Source organism: Actinopolyspora mortivallis (genome assembly GCF_003001495.1).
Taxonomy (GTDB): Bacteria; Actinomycetota; Actinomycetes; order Mycobacteriales; family Pseudonocardiaceae; genus Actinopolyspora; species Actinopolyspora mortivallis_A.
Genome location: NZ_PVSR01000004.1, coordinates 169,773 through 187,606 on the forward strand (window position 1 = coordinate 169,773; position 17,834 = coordinate 187,606).

Genomic DNA, 17,834 nt, shown 5'->3' on the forward strand with positions numbered 1-17,834 from the left:
TCCTTCCCGTATCCACCGAGGAACGAGTCGGCCACCTCGCCTGACCGACACACCCGATGATCCCCGCTCACCCGCTCCCTTCCGGCGTACGACGCGGGAGGGCGGAACGTCCCGACTGGACTCCGTCCGGGGGTCGACCACGGGGTCGACGGACCCACCGCCCGAACAACCGTTCCGCGACCTCGCCCGACCGGACGGAACGGTCGCCCGCGGCCCGTTCTCACGGTGCCCACGCTGGACAAAGATCTCCCCCGACGTCCGTCACACTACCCCACCACCGACCCTCGTCAACCGGAAACGCGCCCGGGGGAAGATGCAGCCCTCGGACGTGGGACCACCGACCCGTCCGAACACAGAAACCCCCGATTCGCTGTGCGTACGGCGCCGGAAGCAGGAAGGGATCTGAGACACTTCGTGACACGCCGCACCACGAGTGCCCCTGTCGGCTTCCCGCCCCGGCGATCCCGGAACCGGGCACTCCGGTGGGGCCGGCACGAACGACACCTGGAGGTTGTGTGACTCCCGAGACGAGCTCATCCGGTAACGTCACGTCCACTCCACCGGAGGACGACACGGCCCACGCTCGCACCGGGGGGACGGTTCCGCCGACGGGAACCAGTTCGATCGAACACGCCCACGACACGCTGAACCGCGTCATCTCCAATGTGGAAAGCGTCCTGTCCGGCAAGCGGGAAGTGATCCGTCTGGCGCTGACGACGCTGCTCGCCGAGGGGCACCTGCTCGTGGAGGACGTTCCCGGGGTGGGAAAGACCTCGCTGGCCAAGGCGCTCGCCCGCTCCGTGGACTGCACGACGAACCGAATACAGTTCACTCCCGATCTGCTGCCCAGCGACATCACCGGCGTGTCGGTGTACGACCGGCACTCGGGGAGCTTCGAGTTCCGGGGCGGTCCCGTGTTCGCCAACATCGTGGTGGGCGACGAGATCAACAGAGCCTCGCCGAAGACCCAGTCGGCCCTGCTGGAGTGCATGGAGGAGAACCAGGTCACCATAGACGGACACCGTCATCCCCTCGACACTCCGTTCATGGTGATCGCCACCCAGAACCCGGTCGAGCTGGAGGGCACCTACGCGCTTCCCGAAGCACAACGGGACCGCTTCACCTGCCGGATCTCCCTGGGATACCCCGACCGTGAGGCGGAGTTCGCCATGCTCGACGGACACGCGGGCCACGACCCCGTGGCGGAACTCTCCCCGGTCACCACCACCAACGAGGTGACCCAGCTGCTGCGGACGGTACGCGGGATCCACGTCTCCCCCGAACTCCGGCGCTACGTGATCGAGCTGGTGAGCGCGACCAGGGAACTGTCCGAACTCCGCCTGGGAGCCTCCCCACGTGCGACCCTGCAGCTGATGCGCACGGCACGTGCCCAGGCCGTACTGTCCGGCCGGGAGTTCGTGATCCCGGACGACGTCCACCGTGTGGCGGTGCCGGTACTCGCCCACCGCCTGGTCCTGAGTGGGGAGGCCAGGGCGGCCAGACAGAGCGCCGCTGACCTCGTCCGGCAACTGCTCGGACGAGTTCCCGTCCCACGGGCCAGGGATGGTCAACGATGAGCACGGGCGTGCTGTCCGCGCTCACCGTACGGGGACGTTGTCTGCTGGCCGCCTCGTGTGCCGCCGTGGTCTGCGCGTTGGTGCTGGACGAGAGGGATCTGCTGCGAGTGGCCGTGTTCGCGGCGGCCCTGCCCCTGTTGGCTCTGACGGTTTCGCTGTCGGCCCGCACCGGCCTCGACGCCCGACGTGAGCTCACCCCCCAACGGGTGGAGGTGGGCGGTGAAGCGTCGGTACGACTGCGTCTGACCAACACCGGGGGGCTGCCCCCGAGCGATCCCGTGGTGGTCGACGAGGTTCCCCACGGCCTCGGTGGACCCGTCCGGTATCGCCTGAACGGGTTGCTGCCCGCGAGCGGGGGCCTCGTCGAGTACACCGTGCGTCCGCGGCTCCGGGGGGTGCACCGGCTGGGGCCGGCACGCTGCCGAGTCGAGGACCCCTTCGGACTGGTCGCCCTCGACCGGCACCTGGCGGGCACCAGCAGACTCGTGGCGGTGCCCGAGGTGGTGCCGCTGACCGGTTCGCCATCGTGGGGGGAAGGTGGGAGGGAGAACTCCGGAACGCCGCGCGCCGGACACGGTGTCGACGACGCCACACTGCGGGAGTACCGCCACGGTGACGACCTACGACGTGTGCACTGGAAGACGACGGCACGTCGGGACGAGCTGATGGTGCGTGTCACGGAGACCCCACAGCACGGGGCGACCACCGTGCTGCTGGACCACAGGTCCGCCGCTCACCGGGGCACCGGAAACCGGTCCAGTCTGGAGTGGGCCGTTTCGGCCGCGGCCAGCATCTGCCTCCACCTGCGGGGACGCGGAAGACGGGTGCGGCTCGTCGACGTGGCGGGCAATCAGCTGGGGTCCGGCGAGTTCTCCGGTCAGCCCGACGGCGGGTGGGACGACGATCCGATCCTGGAGTCCCTGGCCCTGTTGCAACCCACCGCGAGCAGGGAGCTCCTCCCCGACGGGGACCCGGACACCGACCGGGACCTCGTCGCGATACTCGGGAACACCACTCCGGCGGGAGCGGAGGCGCTGACCTCGGCACGTCCGGAGAGCACACGGGGGGCGGTGATACTGCTGGACACGACCGGATGGACCGAGCCCGGCGGGGAACACCGCGACGTGGTCTCCGCCACCGCGCACCGCTTCCGTTGCGCGGGATGGAACGTCACCACGGTCGACAGCCCGGCGACCTCCGTCTCGCGCGCCTGGGAAAGGCTGTGCGCGCGGGACGAACCGTTCGACGCCCTCGGGAGCGAATCGTGACAACGCAGGACGCACCCCGGTTGTCGGTCACGTTCGTGACGCTGTTCGCCGTGTTGGCCACCTCCACGGCGTTCTCGGCCGTTCTCTCCGACTGGCGCTGGTTCCCACCCGCGGCGCTCACGGTGACCGCCGTGTCGGCGGGAGCCGTGGCGGCCCGGACGGGCCCGGGTCGTGCCTGGACGCTCCCACTCCAGCTGGGCGTGCTGCTGGTGATGCTCACGATCCTGTTCGGCCGGAACCCCCTGCTCGGCTTTCTCCCCACACCGGCGACGTTCGGACAGCTGGCGGAGCTGCTCGGAAACGCCGTCGAGACGATCCGCACGGGAGTGCCCCCGGTTCCGGCCACCGCGGGGATGCGGTGCCTGATCTGCCTGGGCACGGGGTTGGTGACCGTGCTGGTGGACCGGATCACGGTGGCCCATCGCGCTCCGGCCGTCTCCGGGCTCGTGCTGCTGTGCGTGTTCGCCGTGCCCGCTTCGCTGTCCGACCGGCTGCTTCCGTGGTGGGCGTTTCTGGGTGGAGCCGTCGGCTTCGCCGGGCTGTTGCTTCTCGGCGGAGCGGGCCGAGCACGACGCGCCACCAAAACGGTCTCCCCACCACTGCCCGTGTTCGTGATCTCGGTGTCCGCCGTGCTCGCTCTCCTGGCCGGGTCGGTCTTCACCGGGGTCGGAACCCAGGGAAGGTTACCCGGTTCCGAGGACGACGCGGACGACTCGGCGCGCGGGGAGATCGGGCTCCGTCCGTTCACCTCGCTGCGGGGACAACTGTCCCGGGACCGGAACGTACGACTCTTCCGGGTGGAGGGACTGCCCGGTGACTCCTACCTGCGTGCCATGACGCTGCGTCGTTTCGACCCGGACAGCGGTTGGAGGCTGTCCGGGCTGTCCGAGGGGGTGGCCCTGAGGGGACGGCTGCCGTTGCCTCCTGGAGTCTCGGAGCAGGACGCCGAACCCACCAGGATCGACATCGAACCGTTGGCGTACGAGGACGCGTGGCTACCGGTGTTCGGGATCCCCGTCGAGGTCTCCGGAACCGGCCCCGGCTGGCGCTACGATCCCGTGTCCGGAACCGCCTTCACCCGACAAAGCTCGGAGGTGGAGGAGTACACCGAACTGGCGGTCCTTCCCGAACCGGGTCGGCGGGAGCTGCGGAACGCGCACGGAAACCCCCGGATCCCTCCCGCCTACTCCGACGCCAGCGGGGCGACACCCCGGATCACCGAACTGGCCCACCGCATCACGGCGGACGAGCACAACCCTTTCGACAAGGCCGTCGCGCTGAACAGGTACTTCACCGACCGGTCGAACGGATTCACCTACGACCTGCGGACCGCCCCGGCCTCCTCCGCGAACGCCCTGGAGGACTTCCTGTTCGACGGGAAACGGGGGTACTGCGAACAGTTCGCCTCGGCCATGGCGGTACTGCTGCGGGCCGTGGGCATCCCCTCCAGGGTGGCAGTGGGCTTCACCCCCGGCGAGTCCGAGGGAACACACCGGATCATCACCACCGAGGACGCACACGCCTGGGTGGAGGCCTACTTCCCCGGGCACGGGTGGATCACCTTCGACCCCACCCCCCTGACGGACGACCGCTCGTCCACCCCGTCCTATCTCGAGTCCGGAACTTCCGGGCAGGAGGAGACCTCGGAGTCCTCGGAGCGCAGCGGAACCCCGTCCGCCGGGGAGACCGCGGAGCGGGAGAGTTCCCGGGGGGAACAGCCCGTCACAGCGGACCGGGAAGGAACGGCACCCGGCCTGTGGATCGCGGGAGGAGCGACGGTACTCACCCTGTTGATGGGCACGTGCGCACCGGCTCTGGTGCGCAACGTGCGACGGCGTCGCCGTCGGGCCGCGATCCGTGCGGGACGGCCCGGGCACACGGGGGCGGCGTGGCGGGAGCTGCTCGACGAGAACCTCGACCGCGGCTCTCCCCCGCCCGAGGCCGGTGCGACGCCCCGCGGGATCTCGGAACGACTGATCCGGGAGTACGCCCTCACCCCCGGGCCGGCCGAGGCAGTGCGCGGCCTCACCCGGGAACTCGAACGCGAGTTGTACGGCCCCCACCCGGGGACGGTGACCACGCGGGAGCTGGACGAAGCCGTTGCCGGGATGCGGACCTCCCGACCGCCGACACCGACCGACAGGCTGTTCCCCCGGTCGGTGACACGCCGCCGCACCGGACGACGGTGACTCCTCCACGGTCACGCGACTCTCCCACGGGCCGGAGGCCCACGGTCGCTGACCGCCCCTGGATACCGGAGCACGACCTCGACGGGTGAGCCGTCGACCCACACGGACGGCCCACCACAGCCCCTCGGAGGAGAGAACCTTCTCCGGAGAGCGGCCTGAAGCGCCCGGACCGACTCAGTCCGGGCGCATCACCCCGCCGATGCCTCTTTTCGCGTACACCGGCCGGTCACTCGTCACTGCTCGAAACGCTTGCGGAAGCGATCCTCCATACGCTGGGTCAGGGAGTTCCCGCTCCTGCGTTTCGCACCGGACGATCCTCCCGAGCCCTCCTGCTTACCGGGATCCTCCGCACTGCCGCGCATCCCGAACAGGACGATCACTGCTCCACCGAACATCACGAGGAAGCCGACCACGCTCACAATGGGTATCCCGGCCGCGGTGACCGGAATCACCACACCGAGCACCAACAGGATCAGCCCCAACACGAACACGGCACCGCCCTGGAAACGGCGGCGCCTGGAGGGGCGATGCAATCCCCCTCCACTCACGTTGGAGGCGAACTTGGGGTCCTCGGCGTAGAGCGCGCGCTCGATCTGGTCGAGCATTCGCTGCTCGTGCTCGGAGAGTGGCATGGCTCCTCCTCCGGCACACTGGGTCCGTGTCACCGAAGCCCCAATCACTCCGTTTCACGAAGCTCCGGTGAACGCTTATGGGGGCGTCGTATCCGAGGATACGGGCCCATCGACGAGACGACTACCCGGTCCCGCCCCTGTTTCGATAATAACCGCTCAACATCATCCCGTAGAGGTATTCCTCACTGCGTCGTGTGACCGCCGGAAACACGCGCGAGAGCGTGCAGCCGGGTGGCTATGTCCCGCAGCGGGGGGTGAGCGGCGGCGGCCGTCTCCAATCCCTCCAAGGCGTCCCAGGCCCCCGGCGTGGCTTCCAGCACGGACCCGGGGACCAGGTCACTCACCACACCCTGCCCCTGGATCAGCTCCACGGCGAGCCCCGAGTCGTCGAGCATCCTGCGCAGCAGCTCGGTGTCGAACCGACGGCGCACCGTCTCCCCGGAGGGCCCGCCCACACGTCCGTCCGGGTCGTTGAACAGCCGCAGCGCCTCGGACACCTTCCCGGTGAGCGCTCGCCCGAGAACCGCCGCGTACCTGTTGGTCACCAGCACCGAGACAGCGCCCCCGACAGCCGCGGCACCCACCAGTTCCCGCAGCGACACGGTGACGTCGTCCACGTACTCCAGCAGCCCGTGGCCGAGCACGAGATCGGCTCCTCCGGAGGGAGCCGCGGAACGAAGCGCGTCGGTGTCACCCTGCACGGCCGACACACGATCCCCTACCCCGGCGTCGGCGGCCCGCCTCTGCAACGTCGCCAACGCGTTGGGACTCGGGTCGACAACGGTGACCGAACATCCAGCCACGGCGAGCGGCACCGCCCACACCCCGCTGCCACCCCCCACGTCGAGAACCTCGGGGACACCGCCACGTCGGTGGCGCGCTTGGGCCAACTCGTTCTCCAGCACCCGGTGCACGGCGTCGGACTTCATGGGGGCAGCGTAATCCGCGCCCCCGGGCGGCACGACATCCGGATTCCCCGCCGAAGCACCCCACCGGAACCCGGGCCCGGCAGGGAACCGGTCCCGAAACACCCGGCGAGGACGCAGGGGTGTTGGCGGAGTCCGTAGGCTACGGGCGTGCACACGGTGGCGGTACTGAGCCTCAAGGGCGGCGTGGGAAAGACGACTGTGGTACTCGGGTTGGCCTCGGCGGCCATGCGCAAGGGCGCCCGCACTCTGGTGGTCGACCTGGACCCGCAGTGCAACGCGACGGCCTCGTTGGAGCCCGAGGCGACCACGGCGGGGCTGAGCGACGTGCTGGCGAACCCCACCGCGGACACGGTCACGCGAGCGATCGCTGCCAGCTCCTGGGGAGAGGACGTGGACGTGCTCGTGGGATCGGAGGACGCCGAGATCCACAACGGGCGGCGGGAGGACGTGGAGAACGGTCTCGGGACGCTCACCGAGGCCCTCGCGGAACTGCCCCACGACGAGGAGGGTCCCCCGTACCAGTTGGTCCTGCTCGACTGCCCTCCCTCCCTCGGGAGACTGACCCGTTCGGCACTGATCGCGGCGGACAGGGCCCTGCTGGTCACCGAACCGACGATCTTCGCCGTTTCCGGTGTGCAACGCGCCTTCGAAGCGGTGCAGGCCGAACGCACGGCCAACAACCCACGGCTGCAACCGCTGGGAGTGGTGGTCAACCGGATCCGAGCCCGCTCCCAGGAACACCAGTTCCGTGTCGAGGAGCTCAGGGACATCTTCGGCCCCCTGGTCATGCCGGTGGCCCTTCCCGACCGCTTGGCCGTGCAGCAGGCCCAGGGCGCCTGTGTCCCCATCCACCAGTGGGGGACCCCGGGTGCGCGGGAGGTCGCGCTGGCGTTCAACCTGCTGCTGGCCAGGACGCTCCGGGCCGGTCGCTCCCGGTCGGTCGCGGAGGAGGACGAGACCGACGACGAGTGGGAGTGAGGTCCTCGTCCCGACCGGACCGGACAGCTCCCGTCCGTCGGGACCTCACCGGTCCGGGGAGCTCCGCACCCTGCCGGCCAGCGCGGACAGCATGGGGTGTAGCAGCACCAGCACCAACGGCCCCCAGACGAGACCGTCCAGACGGACGTCGCCGACGGTGAGGGTCAGGTCCCCCGCTCCCGCCACCAGGGTGGTGCCCACCACGGCCAGGTTGAGGGGGTCGGTGAAGTCCACCCGAGCGTGCGTCCAGATACGCACCCCGATCAGTACGACCGTGCCGAGCAGCACCATCGAAGCGGCACCGACCACTCCGAGCGGAACGGTGTCCAACAGCGCCGTGAGCTTCGGAGAGAACGCCAACGACATCGCCGTGAGAGCCGCGACCAGACAGGCCGCCGTGGAATACACCCTGGTGAGCGCCAGTACACCCGTGTTCTCGGCGTAGCCGATCAGCCCCGAGCCACCCACCGAGCCGGACAGGGTGGTGGCGAGTCCACCGCCGATCAGCGCGTCGCCGACGCTGCCGTCCAACTCCCTGCCGCTGGCGGCCGCCACGGCCTTGACGATCCCGGCCTGGTGGGCCACCACGACGATCACCAGGGGAACCACGAAAGGTGCCACGGACAGGTGCAGTTGCGGCGTGAGCAGTTCGGGCGGGCCGATCCAGGCCGCCCCGTGCAACTCGGCCACCCGCGCCGCCGGCAGTGCCCCGCTCAGGGCCGCGTGGAGCCATCCGGCCCCGATACCGATCAGTACACAGCCGCGGACCAACAGACCACGCCCCGTCAGCGCCAGCAGCAGGATGACCGCCATGGTCACCGCCGCACTCGTGGGACCGCTCTCGAAGGAGTCGACCGAGTGCCCGGCCATTCCGAAACCGACCAGCACGACCACACCTCCGGTCACCACCGGGGGCATGGCGGTTTCCAGCAACCGCACCCCCAGCGCCTTGACCGCGACCCCCACAGCGGTCACCAGCAGACCGACCATCACGATGCCGCCCACCAGGGCGCTGGGCCCGGCTCCGGAACGTTCCGCGGCCGCTCCCAGCGGAACGACGAAAGCGAGGGAGGCTCCGAGGCAGGCGGGAACCCGGTTACGGGTCAGCACCAGGAAGAGCAGAGTACCCGCGCCGGAGGCCAGCAGTGTGGTCGAGACGGGCAGGCCGGTGAGGCGTGGAACCAGCACGGTCGCCCCGAACAGGGCGAACAGGTGCTGGACCCCCATGCCGACGGTCAGCGGCCAGCTGAGCCGTTCGTCCGTAGCCACGTCCACGCCGTCCGGCGGTTGTCGACCGTTGCCGTGCACGGCCCACAAAGCCACATCGTCCTCCCCGTGTGCCACGTCGGATCGGAGGAATCCGGGAAACAACAACCGCGAAGATCACTATTTCACAACACTTGATCTCTTCCCGCAGCGGATCCGGCTCCGGAACGCCGGACGCTTCGCGGAACACCGGACCCCCTCCTCCGGGAGACGGACGGGGAACCCGTGGGTTGTCGTCGACGCCCCCCGAGAGCTACCCCGGGGGCTCCTCCCCCTCGGCGCGGGGCCGGCCGGGATCCCGACGCCGGTCGGGGCGGTACTCCTCCCCGTTCAGCTCCCGCAGTCCCTCGGACAGCCCGGCCAGGCGGTCCGTCGCCTCCTGGAGGCGGTGCTCGGACGGATCGTTCCGGCTCGCGGCCACCGCCCTGCCCGCGGCGGCCACCAACGCGCCGTACCGCTCGATCCCCTCATCGAGCTCCGCACGCATCCGACGGACGTCCGCCTCCAGATCCGCACGCTGCTCTCCGGGAGCGTGCTCGACGGTGCTTTCCACCGCCTCCAGACGCTCGGCCAGCGTACGCAGCTCCCCGGCGACGGAGGCGGCCGTGGAACGCGCATCGGCCACCGACTCGTCCTCGTAACCGAGCGTCTCGGCCAACCGGTTCAGCGAATCCCGCAGGTCGGTCTCGGCCTCCCGCAGGCGTCTCATGGGCTGCCGGGCCACCGATCCGGAGGCGGGCAGCCGGGCCGGACGGGGAGAGGCCTCCGGCAGGGGAGTGCGTTTGAGTCTGCGATACCTCCGCAGCGCGCCGAGAGTCCCGACCCCGGCGGCCAGCGCCATTCCCCCCAGGCCGAAGGAGCTCAGGTCGAGCAGGGTCTCCACCGGTGGGGCGGGAGACCATCCGAGGCTCTGCGGCGCGTAGGCCAGGTAGGCACCACCACCGAACACGCCGGTGGCGGCCCCGCCGCCCACGGTCAACCGCTTGGCGCGTCTCCTCCGCCGCAACAGACGCGCACGGGGATCCCGCCAAGCGGCGAGGCGGTTCCTGATGTCGTCGGCCACCGGACCACGCAACTGTTCCAGTGCGTACTTCCCCCAGTCACCGGGACCGTAGTTCCGCCTGTCCACGGGGGGTCACGCCTGGTCGGACTGCGGATTCTGTCGCTGCTGTTGCTGCGGAGCAGGGGTGCCCCCCTGCTGCGTGTCGTCCCCGGTTATCTGCTTGCGGGTCTCCGTTCCCATGGAAGCCCGGATCTGGGCGAGCCTGCTGGCCCCGGCCGAGTCCGTGGCCGCCTGCTGGACCTCCATCATCCGGCCCTGCACGCTGTTCTGGGCCAGATCGGCCTGACCGAGCGCGGTGGTGTAGCGCTGCTCGATCTTCTCCCGGACCTCGTCGAGCGAGGGGGTGTTGCCGGGGGCGGCCATGTCGTTCATCTGACGCAACGAACCGGCGACCTGTTCCTGCATCTTCGCCTGCTCCAGCTGGCTGAGCAGCTTGGTCCGCTCGGCGATCTTCTGCTGCAACATCTGCGCGTTGCGTTCCACGGCCTGTTTCGCCTGGTCGGCAGCTTGCAGCGACTGGTCGTGCAGGGTCTTGAGGTCCTCGACGCTCTGTTCGGCGGTGACGAGCTGACTGGCGAGCTGCTGAGCGGTCTCCTCGTACTGCTGGGCCTTCGCCTCGTCCCCCTCGGCACGAGCCTGGTCGGCCATGTTCACCGCCTGCTTGGCCGAGTTCTGCAGCTTTTCGACCTCGTTGAGCTGCCTGTTGAGCTTCATCTCCAGCTGCCGCTGGTTCCCGATGACCGAGGCGGCCTGCTGCGACAGCGCTTGGTGCTGCCGCTGAGCTTCCTCGATGGCCTGCTGGATCTGTACCTTCGGGTCCGCGTGCTCGTCGACCTTGGACGAGAACGACGCCATGAGGTACTTCCAGAACTTCACGAACGGGTTGGCCATCTCCTCCGCCTGCTTTCTGTCCTACCGGTTGCGCCCACACCGAGAACTCGGGTCGCCGGAGAACGGCGTCGGTGACGGGGAGCCCGCGCGCCGTCGAACCCAACACGCCACACACCGCAACCGAACACCGACTCTGGCGTTTCCTCCCATCGTGTCAGCTCGATCGGAGGAGTTCCACCAAGCCCCGCGGGATTCCGGACAACCGCGGAACCCGCGGGGCCGCCTCGTCCTCAAGCGGCCACAACCACCCCGTTGGAAGTCCGGTCCGGCGGATTTATCCGCTGGCTGAGCATGGGTTGCAGCCGGCGGTCCTGCTGCTCCGCGTCCTCGGCGGCCGGGTCCGAACCGTCGGAGCACGCCGGGACGACCTCCGGTTCCTCCTCGGGCATCCCGGCCTCGGCGAGCTCGGAATCGATCAGGCTGGGCACCAACCGACCACCCTCGAGGTCCGCCGGGGCGGTCTGCTCCACCACCGAAGGGGCCACCATCCGCTCCGGGGAGTCCAGGTCACCGGCCACGGTCACGAGCAGCTCGGGCAGCGGAAGATCCAGGGCATCACAGATCGAGCCGAGCAGTTCGCTCGACGCCTCCTTACGGCCACGTTCCACCTCGGACAGGTAGCCGAGACTCACCCGGGCCGCGCGCGAAACCTCCCGCAGGGTGCGGGACTGAGCGGCCCGCGCGCGGCGCAGTCGTTCCCCGACCGCCTCCCGCAACAACACGGTCATCGCGCGCCTCCATTCCGTCGCCTACATCTTGCGCGACGCGTCAACGCCCCACACTACTCAACGCGACACCAAAGTACGTCTCGTTCCTCACGAGTCCGCCGAGGGCGAACGTTTCTCAACCGAAAGACGGAGTCTCACACCACCAATATCCCACGGGACGGGAAGAGGCGCGTCATCGCCGCACATCCCCTCGGTCTCGTTCCGGTCAACGCAACAACGACCCGAAATGTTCCAGCGCCACGGCCGCCGCCGCTTCCCTGACCTCGTGACGTCCCCCGGAAAGCCGGGCCGTACGCACCCACCTCCCCTCGGGGCCGGAGAAACCGAGGAACACCGTTCCCGGCTCCCTGCCGTCCTGGGGCTCCGGCCCGGCCACACCGGTCAGGCCGATGCCCCAGTCGGCCCCGCAACGCGTGCGGGCCCCCTCGGCGAGCTGTTCGGCCACCAGCGGATCGACCGCACCCCGGGTGGCGAGCAGCTCGGCGTCGACCCCGGCGAGCTCGTGCTTCAAGGCGGTGGAATACACCACCAACCCGCCGCGCACCACCGCGCTGGCTCCGCTCACCTCGGTCAACAGCACACCGACCAGTCCGCCGGTCAGTGACTCGGCCGTGGCCACGGTCCGCCCGGAGCTCCGCAGCAGCGCCAGGATCTCGGCGACCCGTCGATGCTGCTCGGTCAGCCATTCCGGGCTCATCAGCTCCGTCCGTCCCGTGTCGGTGGTCCCGCCACCCTGAGCCGGACGGCACGCGCGGCGTAGTCCACCCCCGTGGCCACGGTCACGAGGACGGCTCCTCCCATGACCACCCACTCCAACGGATCGAGGGCCGCACCGAGCGGCAGAAGGTACAGCCCCACGGCCACCGTCTGCAGCAGGGTCTTGAGCTTGCCGCCCCGGGTGGCGGGAATGACCCCGTGGCGGATCACCCAGAAGCGCAACAGGGTGACCAGAAGCTCCCGGAAAACGATCACTCCGCTCACCCACCAGGGGAGCTCTCCCAGGGCACTCAGCCCGAGCAACGCCGCCCCGGTGAGCGCCTTGTCCGCGAGCGGGTCGGCGATCTTGCCGAAATCGGTGACCAGCCCCCGCCGGCGCGCCAGTTCCCCGTCGATCCGATCGGTCACCGAGGCGAGCAGGAACACTCCCGTGGCCAACCAGCGCCAGAGCGGCTCCTGGCCTCCGCCCCAGAACAGCGCCACGAGGAAGACCGGCACGAGGACCAGTCGCGAGGCGGTCAGCGCGTTGGCTATGTTGACCAGGGGAGCACCTCTCTCGGCTCCGTCGGCACCGCCGCCTCCGGAAGCGGCCCGATCGGATGCCGCGCTCTCCGCCGTCATGACAACTCCTCGCACCGTTGCCGCACACGGGTGTCCCGCACTGCCTCGTCTCCAGGGTCGGCGATCGCCTCCGTGCCGTCCACTGCGGGCACCACGAGCCCCCGAACGGCGGACCGCCGATCCGCTCCCCGGCAGGATGCAGGGTACGCGGCCCTCCGGGGAAAGCGGGCACCGTCTCCGCCACGGGATGTGGCTTTCGGCCGCCGAACCGTCCTGCGCCTCGGTTCCCAGGCGGGTCGGGTAAAATCAAGATATGCATGACTATGCGTCATCCGGGATAAAGATACGGCGCGCTCGTATCGTCGACGTCCGGGCCATCAAGCGGCTGGTGGACACCTACGCCGGACAGGTGCTGCTGGAAAAGGACCTCGTCACCCTCTACGAGAACGTCCAGGAGTTCTGGGTGGCCGAACAGGACCTCGGCGACGGTTCCACCGACATCGTCGGATGTGGAGCCCTGCACGTGCTCTGGGAGGACCTCGGGGAGCTGCGCACCATCGCGGTCTCACCGACCGTACGCGGCCACGGAGTCGGGCACCGCATGGTGCGTCGGCTGATCGACCTGGCCAGGGACCTGGGGCTGCCCAAACTGTTCGTGCTGACTTTCGAGACCGAGTTCTTCGCCAGGCACGGCTTCGAGCCGATCACGGGCACCCCCGTCACCCCCGAGGTGTACGCGGAGATGCGTCGCTCCGCCGACACCGGCGTCGCCGAGTTCCTCGACCTTCCCTACGTGAAACCGAACACGTTGGGCAACACGCGGATGCTGCTGCGACTGGAGGACTGAGCGGTCCCGCCCGTGGAAAAGAGAACACAACACCACCCGAACGCACCAAGCGAGCGCTTGCTCGACACGGTAAGACTGATCCGGAACCGGATCGTCCACCCACAGGAGCAATCTCGTGTCCTTCGGGAAGAGACCCCACGGGCGCCTGCGCCTGACAGTGCTGACCACCCTGTGCGCGGCCCTGCTCGGCGGAACCACCACCGCGCAGGCGGCGACCACCGGCCAGGACCCACGTGCGCTCACCGACCACTACCTTTTCGAGATCACCCTGGAGGAGTTCGTGCACGTCCGGAGCGAACGTCCACACCGGGACGAGCTGGACTGGTCCTCCGACGCGTGCTCCTACTCCCCCGACGAACCCCTCGGATACGAATTCACCGCCAGCTGCCAACGACACGACTTCGGCTACCGCAACTACAAGAAACAGGGACGGTTCACCGAGCAGAACCGACGTGCCATCGACGACAACTTCCGCGCCGACATGTACTCCAGCTGCGCGGGTGAGGCGCTCTGCGAACGGGCCGCGGACCTCTACTACCTCGCCGTACGGCAGTTCGGAGGTCAGAGCCGGAGCACGGCTGAGGCGGTGGAGAAGGCGCTGTCCTCCGCGAAGGACTCCGTGAGCGACTAGTCCCCGAAGGTCACTGCCCTTCGGGGTCGTCCGGAGCCGGGCCACCCCGGATGGCGCTCAGCGCACTGTCCAGCTCCTCCGGTTTGATCAGCACCTCCCTGGCCTTGGATCCCTCGGAGGCGGCGACCACACCCCTGGATTCGAGAAGGTCCATCAGCCTTCCCGCCTTGGCGAAACCGACGCGCAGCTTGCGCTGCAACATCGAGGTGGAACCGAACTGGCTGGTGATCACCAGCTCGGCGGCCTGCAACAACACGTCCAGGTCGTCCCCGATGTCGGAGTCCACCTCGCGCTGTTGCCCCGTCTTGGTCGAGGTGACCCCGTCCGCGTAATCCGGCTCGGCCTGTTCCTTGGTGTAACCGACCACGCGGTTGATCTCCTCGTCACTGACGAAGGAGCCCTGCACACGGGTCGGACGCGCTCCCCCCATGGGCAGGTAGAGGGCGTCGCCCATACCGATCAGGTTCTCCGCTCCCGCCTGGTCGAGGATCACGCGCGAGTCCGTCAACGAGGAAGTGGCGAAGGCCAGCCGCGAGGGCACGTTCGTCTTGATCAGTCCGGTGACCACGTCCACCGAGGGACGCTGTGTGGCCAGTACCAGGTGAATACCCGCCGCCCGGGCCTTCTGGGTGATGCGCACCACCGCGTCCTCCACGTCCCGGGGAGCGGTCATCATGAGGTCGGCCAACTCGTCGACGATCGCGAGAATATAGGGATAGGGACGGTACTCCCGCTCACTGCCCGGCGGCGTGGTGATCTCCCCGGAACGCACCTTGGCGTTGAAGTCGTCGATGTGACGCACCCTGCTGGCCTGCATGTCCTGATAGCGCTGCTCCATCTCCTCGACCAACCACCCCAGGGCCGAGGCCGCCTTCTTGGGCTCGGTGATGATGGGGGTGATCAGGTGCGGAATCCCCTCGTAGGGGGTCAGTTCCACCATCTTCGGGTCGACGAGGATCATCCGGACCTCGTCCGGGGTCGCCCTGGCCAGCAGGGACACCAGCAGCGAGTTGACGAAACTCGACTTGCCGGAACCGGTGGAGCCGGCACACAGCAGGTGCGGCATCTTCGAGAGGTTCGCCGTGACCATCCGCCCCTCGATGTCCTTGCCCAGACCCATGACCAAGGGGTGGGTGTCGTTGGCCGCCTGGCTCGAACGCAGCACGTCGCCGAGCCGGACCATCTCGCGGTCACTGTTGGGGACCTCTATCCCGACCGCCGACTTGCCCGGTATGGGAGCGAGCAACCGGACGTTGTCGTTGGCCACCGCGTAGGCGATGTTCTTGGTCAACGCGGTGATCTTCTCGACCTTCACGCCCGGCCCCAGTTCCACCTCGTAGCGGGTGACCGTCGGTCCCCGCACGAACCCGGTCACCTCGGCGTCGATCCGGAACTGCTGCAACACGCCGGTGATCGCCTCGATCATCGCGCCGTTGGCCTTGCTGTGCCGTTTGGGCGGATCCCCCTCCTGCAGGGCGTCCAGCGGGGGAAGCCGGTAGTCCCCCTCGACGGTGCGGCTGATCGTGAGCTGTTGGGGTTCCTCCGGCACCGAACGTTCCTCGGCGGCGGCACTCGGGGCGGACTTCGTCGTGGCGGCCGCCGATGAGGGTTCGCCCTCCGTCCGTTCCACCGTGGCCGAGACGGCGGGTTTCCCGTCGGTGGGGGCAGGGGAGTGCTCCGCGTCCTGTCCGGACGTCGCGGCCTGTCGTTTCCTCGCCGGACGACGCCGCCCTGCACTGTCCGGATCGGAGGGGGCGAGCTCGGTGGTGTCTTCCGAGGACGGTTCCTCCGGCTGGGCGAGCGCGCGGAGACGCGCCGGGACGTCGCGTACCGCCGTCCCGGTCAACAGCAGCACGGCGAAGGCCGAAACCAGCACCAGCACCGCGACCGCCACCACACCGGTCAGCCCCCTGGACAGGGGCCCTCCCGCGACGTAGCCGACCACACCGGCGGCCCGTGGCCACTGCTCGGCCTCGCGGGGAGCTCCCGCACCGATGTGCACCACGCCGAGTGCGGCGAACAGCAGCAGCGCGGTCCCGAGCACCATCCTGGGGCGCGCCTGCGGGTTGTGTTCGGTGCGCATGAGCAGCACAGCCACCCCGAACAGCACCAGCGGCAGCACCAACACGGCCGAACCGACGACCGAGCGCAGCGACCAGTCCAGCCACTGCCCCACCGGACCACCGGCGTGCCACCACGCCCCGGCAGCGGTCACCACGGCCAGCGCCAAGAGCACGAGCGCGATCCCGTCCCGCCGGTGAGCGGGGTCCAACTCCCGGGTCCTGCCCAACGCGCGCAGGACACTTCCCGTGGCCCGGGCCAGTCCGCGTCCGAGGTCCGAGCCCGCCGAGGCACCTCCCCCGGAGGAGCGCTTCGCCGTCCCCCGCCCGGCCGGCTTCTTCGACGCGGAGCCACGTGAACGGGAGGTGCGGGCCGAGGAGTCCGTTTTCTTCCTCGTGGCCGGGGATTTCCCGCCCCTCGATCCGGTCCCGGAGGACGTGGAGGCAGCTGATCCGGACTTCTTCGTGCCCGAACCGGACGAACGACCTCGCGTGCCCTTGCCCCCTGCTCCCGCCGAGCCCTTGTTCGTCGTGCCGCTGGCCATGTTCAACACGGTATCGGTGCTCCGTTGGTCGTGTAACACCAGTCGACGAGGAGTGCCGCGGTGTTCTCGGCGAGGGTGCCCGATCCGGGAGGAACCGGTTTTCGTCGCGCGGCGGGGCCGGTCAACACAGCGTTCGGCGCCGCACCTCGGTGCGGCGCCGAACGCTCCCCCTCTTTCCGATGTGGCCGGGTGCCCTGGATGTGGGTGCACTCCGTCCGTACCACCCCGTCAGCACGGACCGGGAGTTCACCCGGTTCGGCGCGGCCGACGCCCCTCCCCGCGCGCGAGGCGAGTCCCACAGCAGGAATCGCACGCCTCACGTCGGCCACACCCACACCCGGACACGAGCCACATCGTGTTCACGGTGGAGGCGCGGTCTCCCCGGACCACCGCGCCTCCACCGCCGTGTCACCTCAGTAATCCACGATCGGCGCGTTGACGCACTGGGTGTACTGCGGTGATCCGATCGGCGCGACGATGCCGAGCACCGCGGCGTTGTTGCCACAGAGCTGAATGGGCACCAAGCTCACGTTGTTGTCGTTGAGGATGTTGATGCCGTCGTTGTCGTAACTGTCGGCCAGTGCGGGAGAACCGACTGCCATCAATCCGGCCGTAGCGGCGGACGCCGCGAGGAAGCGAAGCGATTTACGCACGATCGGACCCCAATCTGTTTGACTGTGGTGAACACCGGAACGACGCGCGGAAGCGGGAAACCTTCCGCGAAAGCTTTCCGTCGACCGGCTGTTTTCACGATGGCACCAGTGGTCCAAACAAGCGCGCGCACTCACACCATCGAGATATCAACACCACACGATCGGGTATACAAAAACAGTCCGTACACAAAGCACCTCGGGCGGAGAGCATCCTTTATCACCTGAACAGGTGAAAGTAGGTATCCCCTCTCCGCGACAACTTCTGCCCGTCGCGGGTTTTCCGAGAGCGGAGGAGCCGG

Annotated in this window: 16 protein-coding genes; 6 read left to right on the top strand and 10 right to left on the bottom strand. The window is 69.0% G+C overall.

What is annotated here, in order from left to right; all coding sequences use genetic code 11:
• Positions 1-515 precede the first annotated feature (515 nt).
• The 3 genes from CEP50_RS05720 to CEP50_RS05730 are packed head-to-tail and all read left to right on the top strand — an operon-like array spanning position 516 to position 5,034.
• On the top strand, positions 516-1,577 hold the full coding sequence (locus CEP50_RS05720; RefSeq protein ID WP_106112861.1) for an AAA family ATPase: 1,062 nt from the start codon (positions 516-518) through the stop codon (positions 1,575-1,577).
• Positions 1,574-2,845 (top strand): DUF58 domain-containing protein, encoded by a 1,272-nt coding sequence (locus CEP50_RS05725; protein WP_106112862.1) that lies wholly within the window; start codon positions 1,574-1,576, stop codon positions 2,843-2,845. Before CEP50_RS05720 ends, CEP50_RS05725 begins: the two co-directional genes overlap by 4 nt.
• A complete protein-coding gene (locus CEP50_RS05730; RefSeq protein ID WP_258174883.1) occupies positions 2,842-5,034 on the top strand; it encodes a transglutaminaseTgpA domain-containing protein in 2,193 nt (730 codons plus the stop codon). The genes CEP50_RS05725 and CEP50_RS05730 overlap by 4 nt, the downstream gene beginning before the upstream one ends.
• A 233-nt stretch (positions 5,035-5,267) precedes the next feature.
• On the opposite strand, the gene CEP50_RS05735 is transcribed toward CEP50_RS05730, so the two are convergent.
• Positions 5,268-5,666 carry a DUF3040 domain-containing protein gene (locus CEP50_RS05735; protein WP_106112863.1) on the bottom strand — a complete coding sequence of 133 codons (399 nt, stop codon included), beginning with the start codon at positions 5,664-5,666 and terminating at the stop codon, positions 5,268-5,270.
• Between the two features lie 182 nt (positions 5,667-5,848).
• Positions 5,849-6,595 (bottom strand): class I SAM-dependent methyltransferase, encoded by a 747-nt coding sequence (locus CEP50_RS05740; RefSeq protein WP_106112864.1) that lies wholly within the window; start codon positions 6,593-6,595, stop codon positions 5,849-5,851.
• 147 nt (positions 6,596-6,742) lie between these two features.
• Here CEP50_RS05740 and CEP50_RS05745 point away from each other — a divergent pair, with 147 nt between their 5' ends.
• The gene (locus tag CEP50_RS05745; RefSeq protein ID WP_106112865.1) at positions 6,743-7,573 is read left to right on the top strand and encodes a ParA family protein; all 831 of its coding nucleotides are present in this window, start codon (positions 6,743-6,745) and stop codon (positions 7,571-7,573) included.
• Between the two features lie 45 nt (positions 7,574-7,618).
• On the opposite strand, the gene CEP50_RS05750 is transcribed toward CEP50_RS05745, so the two are convergent.
• The 6 genes from CEP50_RS05750 to pgsA form a co-directional block, all read right to left on the bottom strand.
• Positions 7,619-8,896 carry a uracil-xanthine permease family protein gene (locus CEP50_RS05750; RefSeq protein WP_106112929.1) on the bottom strand — a complete coding sequence of 426 codons (1,278 nt, stop codon included), beginning with the start codon at positions 8,894-8,896 and terminating at the stop codon, positions 7,619-7,621.
• Positions 8,897-9,092: 196 nt separating this feature from the next.
• The gene (gene pspM, locus CEP50_RS05755) at positions 9,093-9,968 is read right to left on the bottom strand and encodes a phage shock envelope stress response protein PspM (protein ID WP_106112866.1); all 876 of its coding nucleotides are present in this window, start codon (positions 9,966-9,968) and stop codon (positions 9,093-9,095) included.
• Positions 9,969-9,974: 6 nt separating this feature from the next.
• A complete protein-coding gene (locus CEP50_RS05760; protein ID WP_106112867.1) occupies positions 9,975-10,793 on the bottom strand; it encodes a PspA/IM30 family protein in 819 nt (272 codons plus the stop codon).
• Positions 10,794-11,023: 230 nt separating this feature from the next.
• Positions 11,024-11,521: a helix-turn-helix domain-containing protein gene (locus CEP50_RS20750; RefSeq protein WP_106112868.1), complete on the bottom strand. Its 498-nt coding sequence runs from the start codon at positions 11,519-11,521 to the stop codon at positions 11,024-11,026.
• Between the two features lie 205 nt (positions 11,522-11,726).
• Positions 11,727-12,218: a CinA family protein gene (locus tag CEP50_RS05770; RefSeq protein ID WP_106112869.1), complete on the bottom strand. Its 492-nt coding sequence runs from the start codon at positions 12,216-12,218 to the stop codon at positions 11,727-11,729.
• Entirely contained in the window at positions 12,218-12,859 is a 642-nt protein-coding gene (gene pgsA / locus CEP50_RS05775; RefSeq protein ID WP_106112870.1) for a CDP-diacylglycerol--glycerol-3-phosphate 3-phosphatidyltransferase, read from the bottom strand. The genes CEP50_RS05770 and pgsA overlap by 1 nt, the downstream gene beginning before the upstream one ends.
• A gap of 253 nt (positions 12,860-13,112) precedes the next feature.
• On the opposite strand from pgsA, the gene CEP50_RS05780 reads away from it, so the two are divergent.
• Both CEP50_RS05780 and CEP50_RS05785 read left to right on the top strand, forming a co-directional pair.
• On the top strand, positions 13,113-13,646 hold the full coding sequence (locus tag CEP50_RS05780; protein WP_106112871.1) for an amino-acid N-acetyltransferase: 534 nt from the start codon (positions 13,113-13,115) through the stop codon (positions 13,644-13,646).
• A gap of 115 nt (positions 13,647-13,761) precedes the next feature.
• Positions 13,762-14,277 (top strand): phospholipase, encoded by a 516-nt coding sequence (locus CEP50_RS05785; protein ID WP_106112872.1) that lies wholly within the window; start codon positions 13,762-13,764, stop codon positions 14,275-14,277.
• A gap of 10 nt (positions 14,278-14,287) precedes the next feature.
• Here the strand turns inward: CEP50_RS05785 and CEP50_RS05790 are convergent, their stop codons facing one another.
• Positions 14,288-16,882 carry an FtsK/SpoIIIE family DNA translocase gene (locus CEP50_RS05790; RefSeq protein WP_181188231.1) on the bottom strand — a complete coding sequence of 865 codons (2,595 nt, stop codon included), beginning with the start codon at positions 16,880-16,882 and terminating at the stop codon, positions 14,288-14,290.
• A gap of 413 nt (positions 16,883-17,295) precedes the next feature.
• Positions 17,296-17,535, bottom strand: coding sequence for a hypothetical protein (locus CEP50_RS05795; protein ID WP_026449105.1), 240 nt, complete (start codon positions 17,533-17,535; stop codon positions 17,296-17,298).
• Between the last annotated feature and the right edge of the window lie 299 nt (positions 17,536-17,834).

Excerpts from the sequence above, each read along its gene's own strand:
- CEP50_RS05725 (WP_106112862.1), top strand. The coding sequence starts at position 1,574 with ATGAGCACGGGCGTGCTGTCCGCGCTCACCGTACGGGGACGTTGTCTG.
- CEP50_RS05760 (WP_106112867.1), bottom strand. The coding sequence starts at position 10,793 with ATGGCCAACCCGTTCGTGAAGTTCTGGAAGTACCTCATGGCGTCGTTC.
- pgsA (WP_106112870.1), bottom strand. The coding sequence starts at position 12,859 with ATGACGGCGGAGAGCGCGGCATCCGATCGGGCCGCTTCCGGAGGCGGC.
- CEP50_RS20750 (WP_106112868.1), bottom strand. The coding sequence starts at position 11,521 with ATGACCGTGTTGTTGCGGGAGGCGGTCGGGGAACGACTGCGCCGCGCG.
- CEP50_RS05790 (WP_181188231.1), bottom strand. The coding sequence starts at position 16,882 with ATGGCCAGCGGCACGACGAACAAGGGCTCGGCGGGAGCAGGGGGCAAG.
- CEP50_RS05780 (WP_106112871.1), top strand. The coding sequence starts at position 13,113 with ATGCATGACTATGCGTCATCCGGGATAAAGATACGGCGCGCTCGTATC.
- CEP50_RS05735 (WP_106112863.1), bottom strand. The coding sequence starts at position 5,666 with ATGCCACTCTCCGAGCACGAGCAGCGAATGCTCGACCAGATCGAGCGC.
- CEP50_RS05740 (WP_106112864.1), bottom strand. The coding sequence starts at position 6,595 with ATGAAGTCCGACGCCGTGCACCGGGTGCTGGAGAACGAGTTGGCCCAA.
- CEP50_RS05770 (WP_106112869.1), bottom strand. The coding sequence starts at position 12,218 with ATGAGCCCGGAATGGCTGACCGAGCAGCATCGACGGGTCGCCGAGATC.